Source organism: Vibrio sp. NH-UV-68 (genome assembly GCF_042940635.1).
In the GTDB taxonomy this organism is placed as follows: Bacteria; Pseudomonadota; Gammaproteobacteria; order Enterobacterales; family Vibrionaceae; genus Vibrio; species Vibrio pacinii.
The window spans coordinates 2,756,165-2,772,172 of sequence record NZ_CP134975.1; the positions used below are offsets into that span (position 1 = coordinate 2,756,165).

Below are 16,008 nucleotides of genomic sequence, written 5' to 3' on the forward strand. Positions count from 1 at the left end.
CTGCCTTTACATCATGACAACGTCAAATTGCTCTTGGATGTACAAAGGCTCAGCTTGAATTTTAACTTGCTTACCAATAAATACTTCCAACTCAGCCAATGCATGTGACTCATCGCCCTGCAAAGCATCGACCACGGCAGGTGCAGCATAAACAACAAATTTATCAGCATCATAAGCACGATTAACGCGGGTAATTTCACGTAAAATTTCATAACAGACAGATTCAACCGTTTTGACGCTACCTCGGCCTTCACACGTTGGGCAGCTCGAACACAGAACATGTTCAATGCTTTCTCGAGTGCGTTTACGTGTCATTTCCACCAGCCCCAGCTGAGTGAAACCGTTAATATTGGTTTTGACTCGGTCTTTATCCAGCGCCGTTGCCAATGACACTAATACTCGATTGCGGTGCTCATCTGAAATCATATCAATAAAGTCGATAATGATGATCCCACCAAGATTACGCAGTCGCAGTTGGCGAGCGATAGCCTGAGTCGCTTCGATATTGGTATTAAAGATGGTCTCTTCGAGGTTGCGACGCCCGACAAACGCACCTGTATTGATGTCGACGGTGGTCATGGCTTCGGTTTGATCGATGATCAAATAGCCACCCGATTTAAGTTCAACTTTACGATCCAGAGAGCGTTGAATCTCGTTTTCGGTGTCATACATATCGAAGATCGGTTTATCACCTTCGTAAAGCTCAAGCTTGTCCGTCAGTTCAGGAACATACTCAGAAGTAAACTCTTTGAGGTTTTCAAATTCTTGGCGTGAATCGACTAAGATCTTATTTAATTCGGTGCCAACAAAATCACGCAAGATACGCTGTGATAAACCAAGCTCACCATATAAGGCAGAACGGGTTTTGTACTTGCTGCGACGTTCATTGACTTTTGACCATAAACGCTTAAGAAATGCGGCATCTTGAGAAAGCTCTTTGTCGTCAGCGCCTTCTGCAGCGGTGCGAATAATAAAGCCACCATCTTCATCACAATACTTGCCGACCACTTTCTTCAAGCGGTTGCGTTCACCTTCACTTTCGATACGCTGAGAGACCCCAACATGGCTTGCCCCGGGCATAAACACCAAATAGCGTGAAGGCAAGGTGATGTCCGTGGTTAACCGGGCACCTTTGGTGCCGAGTGGATCTTTAACCACTTGCACGACGATATCTTGCCCTTGACGAACTAACTCTGAAATATCACGCACTTGAAACTGCTGCTTTTCGTTCTCTGCAACACATTCAGTATGCGGGACAATATCGGAAGCATGTAAAAAAGCGGCTTTTTCTAAACCGATATCAACAAAAGCCGCCTGCATACCCGGTAGCACTCGACTGACTTTACCTTTATAAATATTTCCAACAATACCGCGCTTTGCTTCACGTTCGACGTGGATTTCTTGAAGGGCTCCCCCTTCAATCATGGCCACACGAGTTTCACTCGGGGTCACGTTGATCAACAACTCTGCACTCATGAGCGCACCTCAAAAATAATTATAAGAATTTGTGCAAGAGCTGGTCAGTTTCATAGAGAGGCAAGCCGACGACGGCGTAATAACTACCTTCAATCCGAGTGACAAATCGTCCACCGAGACCTTGAATTCCATAACTACCAGCTTTATCGCATGGCTCACCCGTTTGCCAATATTGTTCTATTTCTTGCTCTGACAAGGGTTTAAACCATACGTCTGTGGTCACAACCACAGTCTCTTGAATCTCTTTAGTCATGACAGTCACGGCTGTCATCACTTGATGTGCTCGATCTGAAAGCATCATCAGCATCTGTTTAGCATGCGCTAAATCATCCGGCTTTTCCAATACCTTCTCATCGCAGACGACAATCGTATCAGAGCCAATCACTACCGAATCTGGCTGCAGCTTCACCGCCGCTCTTGCTTTGTCTTGCGATAATCGCGCAACGTAGTTGTAAGCACCTTCACCAGATTGGCGCTGTTCCTCAACATCCGTTTTGATGACATCAAACTGATAGCCCAGTTGAGTCAGTAGCTCTTTACGGCGCGGCGAGGCCGAAGCCAGAATCAGTGTTTGCTTCATTTTCTATCTAATATGCCAATGGCGTCGTACCCGACGCATTAATAAGAACATCCACGGCCACAAAATGCAGTTAATTAGACCGCTCCATAACGAGACTGGATTAAATGTGACATCTTGAATCAGGTATTCGCCGAAAAAGATCAAAATATCCAACATCACGGATATCGTGCCAATGACAATCGCTTGCTGCCACAAGGCCATATTGCGTAAGACGAGGAAATTGAGCGCGACCAGATAAATGACAATCGACATCATCATGCCGCGAATTCCTAGCGTTGAACCAAGCAGCAAATCCCACAATAAGCCCAACACCAAGGCTGAACCAACATTCACTCGATGCGGCAGAGCCAGCACCCAGTAACAGGTCACCAGTAGCAACCATGACGGACGCAGTAAGTCCAACATGCCTGGCCATGGAATAGTTTGCAGCGTCAGAGCAATCAAAAACGAGCCAGCAATGACAAGTTTACCTTTTAGTACACTATTTGCCATTGCGGTTACTCCTCAAGATTCTCAGGCAATACTTGTTGAACTTTCTCCTGACGAGAATCGTTTGGCCAGATCAATAACAGGTAACGCAGACGTTCAAAGTCGACCACAGGTTCGGCCTCAATCACGGCAAATTCACGTGCCGTATCTCGCTCAACTTTCGCTACATGTGCCACCGGAAAACCTTCAGGATAGATACCGCCCAAGCCCGAGGTGACTAACAGATCGCCCTCTTCGATATCGAGGCTAATCGGGATATGGTCAAGGTTAATGCGATCGCTTTTTCCCGTGCCTGACGCAATTACTCGAATGTCGTTACGAATCACTTGTACCGGAATCGCACTCAGGCTATCGGTGAGTAACAGTACACGGCTATTGTGCGCCGAAACAAAGGTCACTTGACCGACAATGCCTTTCTCATTCGCCACAGGTTGGCCAACGTAAACACCATCAATCATGCCTTTATCAATAACAACTTGGTGACGATAAGGTGAGGTATCTACCGCCATTACTTCCGTCACGACCTTGCGCTCATCTCGAATAAACGATGAACCCAATAACTTACGCAGTCTTTGGTTCTCTTCACGATACTGATCAAGCAGTAGCAGATCGTTTTTAAGGCGCAGAACTTCACGCTTTAGCACCCGCGTACTTTCCATATAGTCTTGGCGTACGTTAAAGCGCTCGTAAGCGCCATCAAACATCACCCGCGGAACATCGGCTAAGTACTGAATCGGCGCAACTAAGCTATTGAGTAAATAACGCACTTGAGCAAATGCACCTAAACGACTATCAGCCAGCATAAAGCTGGCTGATAGAATAATGGCAAAAAATAGGCGTAACTGAAGTGAAGGTCCCCGGCCAAAAATAGGCTTCATAAACTATGAGATCCTTATCTTACTGCTCTTGGCTTTCACCAAGAGAATTCGATTATTCTTCGCTAAACAGATCGCCACCATGCATGTCGATCATCTCTAGAGCTTTACCGCCGCCACGTGCAACACACGTCAATGGCTCTTCAGCAATCACCACTGGGATCCCTGTCTCTTCGGTTAGAAGGCGATCAATATCTTTCAGTAGTGCACCACCACCTGTTAATACCATGCCGTTTTCAGAAATATCTGATGCCAACTCAGGTGGACATTGTTCTAGTGCCACCATAACGGCAGACACAATGCCCGTTAGTGGCTCTTGCAATGCTTCAAGAATTTCGTTTGAGTTGAGGCTAAAGCTACGTGGTACACCTTCTGCAAGGTTACGTCCGCGCACTTCGATCTCTTCAACTTCATCACCTGGATAGGCTGAACCGATCTCATGTTTGATCTTTTCCGCCGTCGCTTCACCAATCAAGCTGCCGTAGTTACGACGAACATAATTGATAATCGCTTCATCAAAACGGTCACCACCGATACGGACTGACGACGAATAAACCACACCATTGAGTGAGATGACTGCCACTTCCGTGGTACCACCACCGATGTCGACCACCATTGAACCTGTCGGTTCAGAGACACGTAAACCAGCACCGATCGCCGCCGCCATAGGCTCATCAATCAGATAAACTTCACGCGCACCCGCACCAAGCGCCGATTCACGAATAGCACGACGTTCAACTTGAGTGGAACCACATGGTACACACACCAAAACGCGCGGGCTTGGTTTGAGTACGCTGTTGTCGTGCACTTGCTTAATGAAGTGTTGCAGCATTTTTTCGGTCACATAAAAGTCGGCAATAACGCCATCTTTCATTGGACGGATCGCAGAGATATTCCCTGGCGTACGGCCTAACATTTGTTTTGCAGCATGACCAACCGCAGCGACGCTTTTTCCGGCGCTTTTGCGATCTTGACGGATGGCTACAACGGAAGGCTCGTCGAGGACAATGCCCTGTCCTTTTACGTAGATAAGAGTGTTGGCAGTACCTAAATCGATAGATAGGTCATTTGAAAATATGCCACGAAGTTTTTTGAACATATTCTTCGCTCGTCCTGAAAGAATTAGAAGATAGAAAATTGCACTAAATGTACCAATGCCTTGCCTCCGCAGCAAGGCATTGAAGTGTAAACATGGGCTGAAACACGCAATTTCTAACAGATTCCTAACGATGGGCAAATAATTGACAATAATTACAGCCCGGTTAGGCCCGGTTCACCACGAAAAATTACTCGGTCGTTACCGCGGAAAATACCAAACGTGACCACTGCTGACGGATTTTCTTCGCTAGTTTGATCCTGATCCCAATCGTACATCAACCAAACTTGCCCATTATTGACGCCATTACAGTTTGTCGATGAAGCACTATCATCGAGCCTCAACCACAACTCAACCTGTTCGCGCGCGGCAATAGTTTGGGTTGCATTCAGCGCTAAAGAAGTACCTTGATCGAGCACACCGTTGCCACTTAAACGCACATTATCACCAGACTCCCCCGCGTTAGGCCAAACCATCTCACTACAGTAATGTGAACCATCAAAGATAGAGAAACTGTCATCAGGATTAATGACAAATCGCGAACCATTCCAATACTGAACCTGCAGCGGTACCGTCAGTGTCGCATCTTCGACACCACCGACATCGGTAAGATCATATCGGCCAAAAACCAATCGCGGTTGATCATCAGGAAGCACTTGGGTGGTGGTGGCATTGCTATCGCTTGCTGAAAGCTTGAATTGCACCGGATCGCCAACCACCGACTCCGCAACCGTCAAACTCACATCAAGGCTCTGACCAAAAAAGTAGTTAAACGGGCCGTCTGGGGTTAAGTCAGATAATTTAGCCCAGACAATTTCATTACTATCTAATACCCACTGATGTCCTTGATAATCCGATTGGGTCGCCAAGCTAGCGACATCAGCGTTTTCCAATCTATCTTGATTGTCCATGGCGAACACGGCCTGCAGTTCCTCAGCAAACAATCCGTAATTACTCACTGGTCCCCCTTGCAGATTAAATGCCCCCACCGTTGCAGTGACATTCTCAAACGGCTGGTTCATATAAGTGAAGCCTTGGTCACCCACTCCTGTCGTTGGATCATTCCACGCGTTGGTTTCGATGGTGAAAAAGTCGGGATAGAAACGACCAATATTTTGTTGGTCAGGCATAACCGCTAAATTGAGGTAACTGGCGTTGGTTTCAAGCTTAAGAGTACCGACCTGAGTCCAGCGGTGGCGCACTGTTTTGTCCAGCCCATCATTAGGGATAAAGCTCGTCACCCCAGGGCTGATGGCGCCACTATCACCATTGTTCGGATAGGCTAACTGGGTTGATAATTCGAGTGGCCCATTATCAAGTGGGTAATTCCCCGTCACTGGATAAGCACACTCGTTCGTCGCGCCATTGCGAGAATCACTGTGTACAATCGGACGATAGGTCACATCAAACTCAGCGCCTGCGGCAAGAAAGCCAGGTGCAGCAGTCGTCGTAGCCGGATTGGCAATCGTAGCTGTACTATCAGCGACATCACAAATGGCGATTTTCCATGGCCTTGAGTAGACGGAAAATTCGCCTTTGAGCGCTCCTCCTTCAGCAGGACAGTCATCTTGCCCTGAGCAGTCGAATCCTTCATCCTCCACGCTCACCGTGATATGTCCTGACTCTTTAAAGTTCATCACCGCGGTACGGTTATTGTTGTTAAGATCGGCGCTAAAAGAGAAGTCACTTGGATCAACAACCGCGTTATTAGGTCGATTATAGATAAACGCAGCGCTCGGCGAACCGCTGTAGCCGAGATCAATCACATTCCCATTGCTACAAGCTTCAACCTTTACGGCGACATTCGTATTTTGCCCAGCAAAGACCGCTTGATCGTCAAGGCGAAATCGATACGGTACGTAACGAACAAAATCACTATCTGCATAGGTATCGCCATCGATATTGAGCGTGGCTTTTAATAGATAGTCACCTAGCGAGGCTGGCGTAGAGGTACGCACTCGAAACCGTGCGATCCCATTCGCTTCACCAAGACTGGTGATCACTAAGTTACTGCCAGCCTCCTGAGTTAACGTCGGGCTGTGGCCCGAAACCAAGTTGCTATCGCTATCTAATATATGCACTTCGATAATATCTTGCGGATCGTTTTCGCAGGTTAAATGGTAATTAAAGGGTTTAATGTCGATACTGTTAACGATTGGATTTTCTGGAGGCAAATAACAACCACTAACGGGTTTGGTTTTGATATAACTATTGTCTGTCGCTCGGAAGTTAACCACTGGTGCACTGATCGAACCTTGCATTTGAAAGCGATCCACCGCGTTAACATCAAACCCCGCCGACGCCTGTATAGATATATAAATATTGCCATTCAGTCTGATATCACTACCGCGTTGCGGATAAAATTGGGCATTACTTCCATGGCCAATAAGTGACAGGTTATTGTGATCAAAGCTTCCGTCTTCCGCCTCATTCTTCGCCGCATTGAGGTAAACACGACTATTTTGACTAAAGTTGATTTGGTTGTAGTGCAACACAACTTTACCCGTAACGTAGAGCGCAATATCATTATTGTTGAAGTTAAGGTTGCTAACCCAATACTCACCGGGCTGAAGCGTTATCGAACTGCCATTAACTCCAAAAGCAAAAGAGTTGTACAAGCCTGGTGAAAGCAAGACATTGCCGCCATTGGGCGAGACAATATTTTCACCACCATAATCAAATGAATTCGGCTGCGGCGGTCCTAAAGGAAACACGTTGCGGTCACGACTTACCGTACAGCTACCGCCAGCATTAACGCCATCTCTATAAACACACGCATTGTTACTATTGCCATTGACTTGCGAACTTGCAAAGGCCAGAGGTTGTGAACGAGTGAATTGATCTAAAAAGATACGGTTACCGGCTCCGCTCCCTCCTGAGATACTCAAATAACCATCCCATTGCTGCCAACCTGAACCTGCCCTCACGTAGCGGTTTGTTTGCAAAGATTCTGGGAAATAATTACATAGATCAGGTAAAGGAGTGGGAGGTGGCACCACGGGTTTGTTACAGCTCAAGGACAAGGTCCCCTCACCAGATAACTGAACTTTATTGGGGTGAATCCCCTTCAAGTCCGCTGGATAAGAGCCAATAAAAATATAGCCTGAACCATCATCAACATAGTAATCAAGTTGGCCTACACTACTACCACTCGCGGCAGGAAAAAATAACAACTGTACAGAGTAGTCTCCGCCAACCACCATAAAATCAGGGTCTCGAATAAAAGGGGCTCCGTCACTTGTGTTTGGAACGCTATCATCATTAGTCCAAATCGGGATAGAAGTATTGTTGCCGCCGACCGCTTTGATACCATCTAATGACTCATTCAAACCAGAATTTTGAATCGAGAATACCACTTTAAATCCCACACTAGGGTCAACCTGACATGTATTGGCCAGCAGCAGCGGTGAGTACCACAAGCTCAAAGAAAATAATGATAGTAAAATACCCAATTGTTTGTTGATCATCATTCCTTCACCCATACTTGCTGACTTCTTACCACTTGTGATAACCCTGAGCCACAAGTCACGCTGCTTTCAAGTCGATAAAATGTTTCGCCATCAAGGGGCCCTTTTACGTTACAACTTAGCGTGACGTTACGGCAACTTGCCACTGTACTGATGAGCTGATTGGCTCGATTTTGCAGCTCAACAGACACATCACTGGTATTGCTGTTTCCATCAGGATCACAATGAGCAGCGATTGCAGAGCTTGTCGAGCTGAGCGGATAAAACAGCGTCAAGGCTAGCTCGTTAACCGAGTGACTCAACAACCAAGCTTGAGTGCCCAGAACGTCACGGGTATGCGCATCACTGTTGGATAATTCTATTCGACTCAGTGCGGTAGCAAGAAAGCCCATTACAACAAGCACAAATATCACCACTATGTAGAGGTTACCTCGCTGGCGTTTAGGGAACATTGATCACCTGTATCTGTTGTTCAAAGTTAGTTGTTTCACCATTTTGCGCGAAAGTTAAATTGGTATGCACTAAGCCATTATTTTGCACCGTGGCTGGCAGGTATTCCAACACGCCGCTAACCACAAAATCTGACAGGGCCGCGCCATCTCTTTCAACTCTGCCTTGACCTGCCAATGAAGCAATACAATAGCGGCGTTCTTGATTGGGATTAAAGATATAATACCGCTTGGCGACCGATTCACTGCTAAGGTTACCGGCTTGATTTGCAACCGAGAATACCTGATTGGCTAAGGCCGTTACCCTCCCCGTCAAAGAGAATGAATCATCACGTACAGTGAGATTGGTGGTAGGGTTGATAATCATGGCTAAATTGTCAAAACTGCTTGCATCTAGGTCATCTCGCTGACCGACAATAAACTCGATATCATTATTCGAGATAGCATAGAACCCCGAATACACAATAGGATAAAAGAACACGCAATTATCTTGCGAACGAAACAGGTTTGGCACCGCGTGGCGCACTTCACGAGACATTTTCTCTAACACAAATTTAGCCTGGGTCTGCAAGCGTTGACGATCGACGGTGTCGGCGTAGCCTCGTGCGCCAAGCTCGACAAATCCGGCAATACCCAACACCAAAATACCACCGACGACAATGGTTAAAATCATCTCAATTAAGGTAAAACCACGCTGACGCATCAGTAGTTACCTCGGTAGCCAATAAACGAAATTGGTGTGTGGTTACTGGCTGATAGGGTCAACGAAATTCGTTTTAAACTCGCATCAGACGCATTGGCATAAGCCACCGTAATATCCAAGCGAAAGTTTCGATAGGTGCCATTGCTATCGCCAATTAAATGATTAAGATCGTGACAGCCCGCGGTAGCATTTGGCGTCCAACAACCGATAAAGTCATCAACATCGTCATATCGATTAGGATTATCATCCGTTTCGCCACGATCGCTATCAATGCGGAGACTGCGGCTATTACCGTTGAACGCAGAGCAATCTGTCGCGCCTGTGTCGCTTGATGAGCAACGAACCAAACCACCTTGAAAATCACTATGATGGTCAAAACTGCGCGCCAAAATCTGCGTCATCACACTTTGACCTAAAGCGGCCGCGCGAGTCTGATAATGCGGATCGCCCGAACGTGCGATTTGCGGAACGAGAAAGTTAGCAATGGTGAGCATCGCCAACCCCATAACGATAATCACAATCACACTTTCAATCAGTGTGAACCCTGATGATACTCGTTGGCGACTATGCATTAAGTGCAACTCCCTTGCGCCACGTAGCCATTGGTTTCAATGCTAACGGCGCAAATTGAGGATTGAGAACGAATTTGCAGCTCTACTCGCTGGCTAGGCTCACCAAGTAAATTGAATTCGAGGCAGTTTAATACTGGAGAGAAGCGAACCTCGTCAATCGAAACCCTATCACTGCGCTGAGCATTAGCAAGGGTGCAGCCCTCAATGGATCCAAGGCAAGTTGAGGTAACTCGAAGCGCGGTCTTGCTATCGGCAGCGCATGAGTTGGCCCCATTAGACTGCATACGATTAACTTGCACTTGGCGAATCACCGAAATGACCTGCTCTTGCGCGACCATCGGCGCAAAACTGCCACGCCCAATGTAGCGACTGGCCGCATAGAGCGAGACGATCGCGACTAAGATGATCACCACAATCAGTTCAACCAATGTAAAGCCAGTGTTTTTAACGCGTGTCATACTCGCCAACAATCAAAGTCAAAAAACTACCACTAAGTATAACCTAGCCGATTCAATTGCTGTTGTTTTTCAAGGAAATTTGCGAAGGACTGGAAAGGCAATATAGAAAGAAGAAAAAGGCCAGCGAGGCTGGCCTTAGAATCCACTACGAGTTTTAAGGTGCTGGTGCTTGTGCTGGTACATCACATGCAGTAGTAGGTTCACTATCAGCTCCCGGCACAACTAGAACTACTGTTGCTGGTGTGGTTGCATTATTAGCTTCGGTATAACGAACACAAGCGCCACTGTAATTTGCAATACCGTATACAATAGTAGCGGCATTAGATCCACTATCCCCAGAGTCAGCAATCACGATAAAGTCACCAGACTGATCAATAGTAGCACCAATACCGTTTGTATTATCTGCAATTGGATAACCAAATGAGTGCTGAACTCCATCTATTGTGTTAGTTGTTGTAGCCGTCCATTGCACTGTTTCAATACCTGAAACCGCCGCTCGACCATAAGAAATACCCATAGCCCCTGCCACTGCACCTCTAAAGCCCTCTAACGTTGCTTGACGAGCATCATCTTGCAAGTTCAAAAAACGCGGTGCCGCGGTGACCGCTAAAATACCTAAAATGACAATCACCACCACCAATTCAATTAGGGTGAAACCGCTTTGTCTTTTCATCGTTAACTCTCTCTATGTCGGTTGCTTACAGGGTTACTGCAAAGTTACGGTCACACGACCTGTTTCAATTTCATACACAAACTGGTGATCGCTGTTACCCTCTTTTTGTGTGTAGGTACAAGTGGCATCACCATCGTTCGCTTGCGCGGTATATTTGATATCTGAATTATTTTCAGCGTCAGCTATCGTCCCCACTCGTGGTGGGTTTTGCAGTAAGTTATCCATCAAATCAATGCATGCTTGATCGGTCAGTGAGAGAGGAAAACTACTGTCATCGTTATTGATCGCGTAAGGGTAACCATCACGGAAGTTACCATTAGCTTGATTTGAACTGGTCAGCCAAAAGTTGACGCCATCATAGTTGACTGAGTTACGCGTAACACCATTGATGCTCAGCGAAGGCCTGGCTTCGGCTTCCCACTGAGCACGCGCGGACAAAACCCCTGTCGCGTATCCACCCGCGACACCTTCAATGCTGGCCTTTTTTGCTTCATCGGTCACATCAAGAAAACGCGGCAGCGCAGCAACGGCGAGTAGTCCAACAACCACAATCACCACCACTAACTCGACCAGAGTAAAACCAGTTTGCTTATTTGCCATAGTGTAACAACCCGTTAGTTTCTGCTCCGCATTATACGGAGGTTATATGGTTTCGCTATATGTCATATGTCAATAAATCGACTAAATTAAGAAGCCAACTATTGCTGAAAAGTTATTATCAATCAGACTAATAGAAATAAATCCATTCTGATTATAGTTATACAAACAACGATAATGACCCGCTATAGATTCATTGGTAACCTCAAGCGGCTGACTGCCAAGTAACTCTGTTTCTGGATACAAAATCTCCAGCCAATATTTACAATCTACTTGCGATTGATGATTGAGAGGTGTTATCCATCCTGTATTAGTGTAGTTCAGCCTTTGTGAGCCTATCTTGAGGCTGGTTGGTTGCTTTGCAAGTAGCCATTGTTGTTTGTAATAACTTGCCCGTTCATTTATGCGCTGATTAGCCAATTGCAACGCTGATTTACTGGCTTGTTGTTCAACCGCTTGCCATGCAAACAGAAAGCTCATAACCAAAAGGATAAGCAGTAATAACCAGATAACTAACCTAGATTTCTGAACATTATCGCCACTAGCCTTTAATTGCATCAAGCATGCCCCACATCGGCAAGAAAATCCCGAGTGCCAGTATCAGCACCATCGCGGCGACAATCACTAATAAAATCGGTTCTATGCGAGCGGTTAAGGTTTTTAAATCGTAATCGACTTCACGATCGTAAAAATCTGACACTTCCAATAGCAACTCGTCGATTCGCCCTGTCTCTTCCCCAACGCTGATCATTTGAATCACCAACGGTGTAAACACCCCACTGCTAATCGCCGTTGATGAGATGGTACCCCCAGCTTCAATCGAGGCTTTCATCTCTAACAAACGATTTTCAAGATATTTATTACCAAGCGCTTCAGCCGATAGCGCGAGCGATTGGTTTAGTGGTACGCCTGCTTTGAGCATTAAGGCAAAGGTGCGCGAAAAACGCGACAGCTGAGCCCGATTAACCAGTTCGCCCACCACAGGCATTCGCAAGCGCATTTTATCCCACTGTTCACGTCCAGCGGCGGTGTTAGTCCACCCCCTAAAGCCCAAAAATGCCGCAACCATTACCACAATCATCGCAGCCCAATAGTTAACAAAGAACTCTGAAGTCGTAATCAAGATCCGGGTCGGCAGCGGTAAATCGACACCAAAACGAGCAAACATACTGGAAAACTGCGGTATTACCTTCACGTTGAGAATAAACAGCGCAACAAGGATAAAGCTGATCACAAAGGTTGGATAACGCATCGCGGTTTTGATCCGTTTGCGCGTCTCAACTTCTTGCTCGTAATAATGGGCCAGTTGGAGCAGCGCTTGGTCTAGCCGACCAGTATTTTCGCCAACGTGAATCATCGAGACAAACAGCGGACTGAATACTTTAGGGTACATCTGCATCGAGCTTGATAGACTGCGGCCATTGGTCAGCTCTTGAGTGACATCTTGCAAGGCTTCTTGCAGCTGTTTACTGGTACTATTTTGACTGAGGCCCTTCATTGAACGCAGTAAAGGTACGCCAGCCTTGGTCAAGCTATAAAGCTGGCGACAAAAAATCACCAGTGCTTCAAGAGGCAGAGCCGGAGTCAATAAGGTTTTGATATCGAGACGTAAACTGCCACCTTGCCTGCCTAATTGTATTGAGATAGGGATAATGCCTTTGTTGATCAATTGCTCCACCACTACATCTTGAGTCGGTGCATCGATTGAGCCAGACGTCGCCGTTCCATCTGAGTGGCGGCCTTGATAATTGAAAGTTGGCATAACCCCTCCTAGATGTAGATAGCTTGCGCAAAGCCTGATGAGTCCCCTTCACCTAAACTCATCACTTCACCTAAACTGACCACGCCTTGTATCGCCAATTCCATCGCAGACGCCAGCAGAGGTTTATAGTTGTCTGATTGACGTGCCACGCGGGCAAAACCGACCGCATCATTGGCGCGCAACATGTCCATCATTTCCAGATCGAGCTCAAGCATTTCAAATACACCAATCCGGCCACTGTATCCGGTGAGATTACAGTTTTGACAACCTCTTCCAACCGAGAAAGTAACATTGACCTGATTAGGAAAACGCTGTGCAAGCCACTGCTTACTGCTGTCATCTAACCCGTGCTCGGTTTTACAATCTGGGCACACTTTACGCACCAAGCGCTGCGCAACAACCGCCCGCACAGCACTTGCCACCAAGTAGCCGGGGGCGCCCATGTCCATCATTCGAAGAGCACTGTCTACAGCATCGTTAGTGTGCAACGTACTCAGGACTAAGTGACCGGTTAGCGCCGCACGCAAACCGATTTCAACCGTTTCTTGGTCGCGCATCTCACCAACCAAAATGATGTCGGGATCCTGGCGCAGAAAGGTTCGCAGAACCGTAGAAAAGTCTAAGTTAATTTTAGGATTCACCTGCACCTGATTGACACGCGGCAAGCGATATTCGACCGGATCTTCTGCGGTAATGATCTTTTTACTCGGTTGGTTGAGTTCGGTTAACGCGCCATACAAGGTGGTGGTTTTGCCTGAACCGGTAGGCCCAGTCACCAAGATCATGCCATGCGGACGTTTGAGTTGATGGCGTAATCGCATCAGCAAGTCGGCAGGTAGGCCTGACTGCTCTAACTTGCGGACTCCGGCCGATTGGTTGAGCAGACGCATCACTACCGACTCACCGTATTGCACTGGCATGGTCGACATACGAATATCGACCGACTGACCTTTGCTGCGGATATTAAATCGGCCATCTTGTGGTAAACGTTTTTCCGAAATATCGAGATTGGCCATCAACTTGAGTCTTAACACTAAAGCCGAAGCAATATTGACCTCATTAAGCAGCGTCTCATGCAAAATGCCATCAATCCTTTGCCGTAAACGCAAAACGTTCGCGTCAGGTTCAATATGAATGTCAGAAGCCCCAACCTGAATCGCATCTTCAAATAGCGAGTTAATCAGCTTTACAACGGTCACTTCTTCGCTGTCAGTGCCTTCAACATTAAAATCAAACGCATCGGTAATTTGGTGCTCTGCTTGCAACTGCTCGGCAAACGAGGCGATCTCTTTGGTGCGGCGATAATAGCGATCAAAACCATCAACCAACTGTTTTTCTGGTGCAATGACAAATTCAATACTGTATTGCGCCAGTTGCCCCAATAATGCCTCTTGAGCAAACAAATCAGCCGGGTCACTCATGGCTACGCGCAGAGTGTCTCCTTGTCGGCCAATAACCAGTGCGCGTAAACGGCGCGCATGTACCTCTGGTAACAGTTGCACGGCATCGATATCGACATTTGCTCGACTCAAGTCAATCAACGGGATATCTAATTGCTGTGAAAGAAAGCTCAGCATTTGATGCTCAGTCAGAAAACCAAGCTCAATAAGGGTTGCACCCAACTTACGTCCGGTCGACTTTTGCGCGCTCAGCGCCTGTTCAACCTGCTGCTCAGTAATAATGCCCTCTTCTACGAGCAAATCACCCAGTCGCTTGCGGAGTTGAATTTTCATTGCGGTTGCTCCTCTAAACGACCGATGAGTGCTAAACGGTCCCGGATAAACTGCTGAGACTGACTCGATATTCCTAACTTAGTGAGCGCCTGACGGTAAGATGATTTCGCGGCCGCCAGATCAAAAGCTCGCTCTTGCTGGATCGCTAGCCCTAACCACCAGCGGCCACTTTGCGGCTCTCGCTCCACCAACTGGGAGTAACTCTCTAGCGCCAGTTGGTCTTGTTTCTGTTTTTGCGCCAATGCTGCGCGCAGCGACAGATACTCTATCGACGCATGCTCTGGTAACGCGCTCAGTACCGTTAATGCGGCCGGGTTTTGCTGCTCTTTGAGCAACATTTTCGCTAGCGCGAGGCGCAAATCAATATTGTCACTGTCTAAAGCAATGCCTTTTTGCAAGGTTTCCGCCGCTTTACGCACTTCGCCTTTACCGTAATAAAGCGCCGCGAGCCGCTGGCGAATATCGCTATCGTTTGGCGTATAACGCAATGCTTGGTTGTAAGCGTCTAACGCCTGAGAGAGATTATTGCTATCGAGCGCTTTTTTCGCGCGCTCAGAAGCCTTATCTGCCAGTTGCTGCGGCGTGAGAGCAACGTGCTCAATCACAACCTGCCCCTGCTGTGCTTGTGAGGCGGCAACTTTATTGGTTGAAGCACTGACAAGCGTGTGGTTGACCGACGATTCCACCACTTGCGGTTGCGTTTTTGCTATCGGCGCGCTTTGAGAATGAGATTGCACGGCTTTGATTGGCGCAGACTCTGTTTGACTAGACTGAGACGCAGCAAGCGGATCATTTGACGCTAAATACATCGGTGACGAAACCACCGATGTTTTGCTGGTCGGTGATACATCAGCAGTGGCAAGCGCCTCAACAGGTTCAAAGTGGTAAAGAGGTGCAGATGGCGCTTGTTGCGAGATCGCCCAACCACCGACGGCTAAGCTTGCCGTAAAGCTTGCTACTACCCATGCCACAATCCGAGTCGATTTAACTGGCTTAACCTCGGCTTTGACCAGCACGCTATCGGTACTGGCACTTTTAGTCGATAGATCTGCCAACGCACGATTGATCGCACTCATAG

Annotated in this window: 16 protein-coding genes; all 16 read right to left on the bottom strand. The window is 47.2% G+C overall.

What is annotated here, in order from left to right:
* Positions 1–6: 6 nt before the first annotated feature.
* The 16 genes from rng to ViNHUV68_RS12635 all read right to left on the bottom strand — a co-directional run bounded on the left by rng (position 7) and on the right by ViNHUV68_RS12635 (position 16,006).
* Positions 7–1,476, bottom strand: a complete 1,470-nt coding sequence (gene rng / locus ViNHUV68_RS12560) for a ribonuclease G (RefSeq protein WP_038175314.1) — start codon at positions 1,474–1,476, stop codon at positions 7–9.
* A 19-nt stretch (positions 1,477–1,495) separates the two neighbouring features.
* Positions 1,496–2,056, bottom strand: coding sequence for a nucleoside triphosphate pyrophosphatase (locus tag ViNHUV68_RS12565; RefSeq protein ID WP_038175312.1), 561 nt, complete (start codon positions 2,054–2,056; stop codon positions 1,496–1,498).
* 3 nt (positions 2,057–2,059) lie between these two features.
* On the bottom strand, positions 2,060–2,548 hold the full coding sequence (gene mreD / locus ViNHUV68_RS12570) for a rod shape-determining protein MreD (protein WP_038175311.1): 489 nt from the start codon (positions 2,546–2,548) through the stop codon (positions 2,060–2,062).
* A 5-nt stretch (positions 2,549–2,553) separates the two neighbouring features.
* Entirely contained in the window at positions 2,554–3,423 is an 870-nt protein-coding gene (gene mreC / locus ViNHUV68_RS12575; protein WP_038175310.1) for a rod shape-determining protein MreC, read from the bottom strand.
* A gap of 52 nt (positions 3,424–3,475) precedes the next feature.
* Positions 3,476–4,519 carry a rod shape-determining protein gene (locus ViNHUV68_RS12580; protein ID WP_100753358.1) on the bottom strand — a complete coding sequence of 348 codons (1,044 nt, stop codon included), beginning with the start codon at positions 4,517–4,519 and terminating at the stop codon, positions 3,476–3,478.
* Between the two features lie 152 nt (positions 4,520–4,671).
* Entirely contained in the window at positions 4,672–7,986 is a 3,315-nt protein-coding gene (locus ViNHUV68_RS12585; RefSeq protein WP_391088393.1) for a DUF6701 domain-containing protein, read from the bottom strand.
* Complete coding sequence (locus ViNHUV68_RS12590; protein WP_391088395.1) at positions 7,983–8,435, bottom strand: MSHA biogenesis protein MshP; 453 nt, start codon at positions 8,433–8,435, stop codon at positions 7,983–7,985. Before ViNHUV68_RS12590 ends, ViNHUV68_RS12585 begins: the two co-directional genes overlap by 4 nt.
* On the bottom strand, positions 8,425–9,135 hold the full coding sequence (locus ViNHUV68_RS12595; RefSeq protein WP_391088397.1) for a prepilin-type N-terminal cleavage/methylation domain-containing protein: 711 nt from the start codon (positions 9,133–9,135) through the stop codon (positions 8,425–8,427). Before ViNHUV68_RS12595 ends, ViNHUV68_RS12590 begins: the two co-directional genes overlap by 11 nt.
* On the bottom strand, positions 9,135–9,707 hold the full coding sequence (locus tag ViNHUV68_RS12600; protein WP_038175304.1) for a prepilin-type N-terminal cleavage/methylation domain-containing protein: 573 nt from the start codon (positions 9,705–9,707) through the stop codon (positions 9,135–9,137). The genes ViNHUV68_RS12595 and ViNHUV68_RS12600 overlap by 1 nt, the downstream gene beginning before the upstream one ends.
* On the bottom strand, positions 9,707–10,165 hold the full coding sequence (locus ViNHUV68_RS12605) for a prepilin-type N-terminal cleavage/methylation domain-containing protein (protein ID WP_391088399.1): 459 nt from the start codon (positions 10,163–10,165) through the stop codon (positions 9,707–9,709). Before ViNHUV68_RS12605 ends, ViNHUV68_RS12600 begins: the two co-directional genes overlap by 1 nt.
* Positions 10,166–10,319: 154 nt before the next feature.
* Complete coding sequence (locus ViNHUV68_RS12610; RefSeq protein WP_391088401.1) at positions 10,320–10,838, bottom strand: prepilin-type N-terminal cleavage/methylation domain-containing protein; 519 nt, start codon at positions 10,836–10,838, stop codon at positions 10,320–10,322.
* Between the two features lie 33 nt (positions 10,839–10,871).
* A complete protein-coding gene (locus ViNHUV68_RS12615; protein WP_391088403.1) occupies positions 10,872–11,438 on the bottom strand; it encodes a prepilin-type N-terminal cleavage/methylation domain-containing protein in 567 nt (188 codons plus the stop codon).
* Between the two features lie 81 nt (positions 11,439–11,519).
* Positions 11,520–11,993 carry an MSHA biogenesis protein MshF gene (locus ViNHUV68_RS12620; RefSeq protein ID WP_391088404.1) on the bottom strand — a complete coding sequence of 158 codons (474 nt, stop codon included), beginning with the start codon at positions 11,991–11,993 and terminating at the stop codon, positions 11,520–11,522.
* A complete protein-coding gene (locus ViNHUV68_RS12625; protein ID WP_038175297.1) occupies positions 11,977–13,197 on the bottom strand; it encodes a type II secretion system F family protein in 1,221 nt (406 codons plus the stop codon). Before ViNHUV68_RS12625 ends, ViNHUV68_RS12620 begins: the two co-directional genes overlap by 17 nt.
* Positions 13,198–13,205: 8 nt before the next feature.
* Positions 13,206–14,930: a GspE/PulE family protein gene (locus ViNHUV68_RS12630; RefSeq protein WP_038175296.1), complete on the bottom strand. Its 1,725-nt coding sequence runs from the start codon at positions 14,928–14,930 to the stop codon at positions 13,206–13,208.
* Entirely contained in the window at positions 14,927–16,006 is a 1,080-nt protein-coding gene (locus ViNHUV68_RS12635; protein ID WP_391088406.1) for a tetratricopeptide repeat protein, read from the bottom strand. The genes ViNHUV68_RS12630 and ViNHUV68_RS12635 overlap by 4 nt, the downstream gene beginning before the upstream one ends.
* Between the last annotated feature and the right edge of the window lie 2 nt (positions 16,007–16,008).

Excerpts from the sequence above, each read along its gene's own strand:
- rng (WP_038175314.1), bottom strand. The coding sequence starts at position 1,476 with ATGAGTGCAGAGTTGTTGATCAACGTGACCCCGAGTGAAACTCGTGTG.
- ViNHUV68_RS12565 (WP_038175312.1), bottom strand. The coding sequence starts at position 2,056 with ATGAAGCAAACACTGATTCTGGCTTCGGCCTCGCCGCGCCGTAAAGAG.
- mreD (WP_038175311.1), bottom strand. The coding sequence starts at position 2,548 with ATGGCAAATAGTGTACTAAAAGGTAAACTTGTCATTGCTGGCTCGTTT.
- mreC (WP_038175310.1), bottom strand. The coding sequence starts at position 3,423 with ATGAAGCCTATTTTTGGCCGGGGACCTTCACTTCAGTTACGCCTATTT.
- ViNHUV68_RS12580 (WP_100753358.1), bottom strand. The coding sequence starts at position 4,519 with ATGTTCAAAAAACTTCGTGGCATATTTTCAAATGACCTATCTATCGAT.
- ViNHUV68_RS12585 (WP_391088393.1), bottom strand. The coding sequence starts at position 7,986 with ATGATGATCAACAAACAATTGGGTATTTTACTATCATTATTTTCTTTG.
- ViNHUV68_RS12590 (WP_391088395.1), bottom strand. The coding sequence starts at position 8,435 with ATGTTCCCTAAACGCCAGCGAGGTAACCTCTACATAGTGGTGATATTT.
- ViNHUV68_RS12595 (WP_391088397.1), bottom strand. The coding sequence starts at position 9,135 with ATGCGTCAGCGTGGTTTTACCTTAATTGAGATGATTTTAACCATTGTC.
- ViNHUV68_RS12600 (WP_038175304.1), bottom strand. The coding sequence starts at position 9,707 with ATGCATAGTCGCCAACGAGTATCATCAGGGTTCACACTGATTGAAAGT.
- ViNHUV68_RS12605 (WP_391088399.1), bottom strand. The coding sequence starts at position 10,165 with ATGACACGCGTTAAAAACACTGGCTTTACATTGGTTGAACTGATTGTG.
- ViNHUV68_RS12610 (WP_391088401.1), bottom strand. The coding sequence starts at position 10,838 with ATGAAAAGACAAAGCGGTTTCACCCTAATTGAATTGGTGGTGGTGATT.
- ViNHUV68_RS12615 (WP_391088403.1), bottom strand. The coding sequence starts at position 11,438 with ATGGCAAATAAGCAAACTGGTTTTACTCTGGTCGAGTTAGTGGTGGTG.
- ViNHUV68_RS12620 (WP_391088404.1), bottom strand. The coding sequence starts at position 11,993 with ATGCAATTAAAGGCTAGTGGCGATAATGTTCAGAAATCTAGGTTAGTT.
- ViNHUV68_RS12625 (WP_038175297.1), bottom strand. The coding sequence starts at position 13,197 with ATGCCAACTTTCAATTATCAAGGCCGCCACTCAGATGGAACGGCGACG.
- ViNHUV68_RS12630 (WP_038175296.1), bottom strand. The coding sequence starts at position 14,930 with ATGAAAATTCAACTCCGCAAGCGACTGGGTGATTTGCTCGTAGAAGAG.
- ViNHUV68_RS12635 (WP_391088406.1), bottom strand. The coding sequence starts at position 16,006 with ATGAGTGCGATCAATCGTGCGTTGGCAGATCTATCGACTAAAAGTGCC.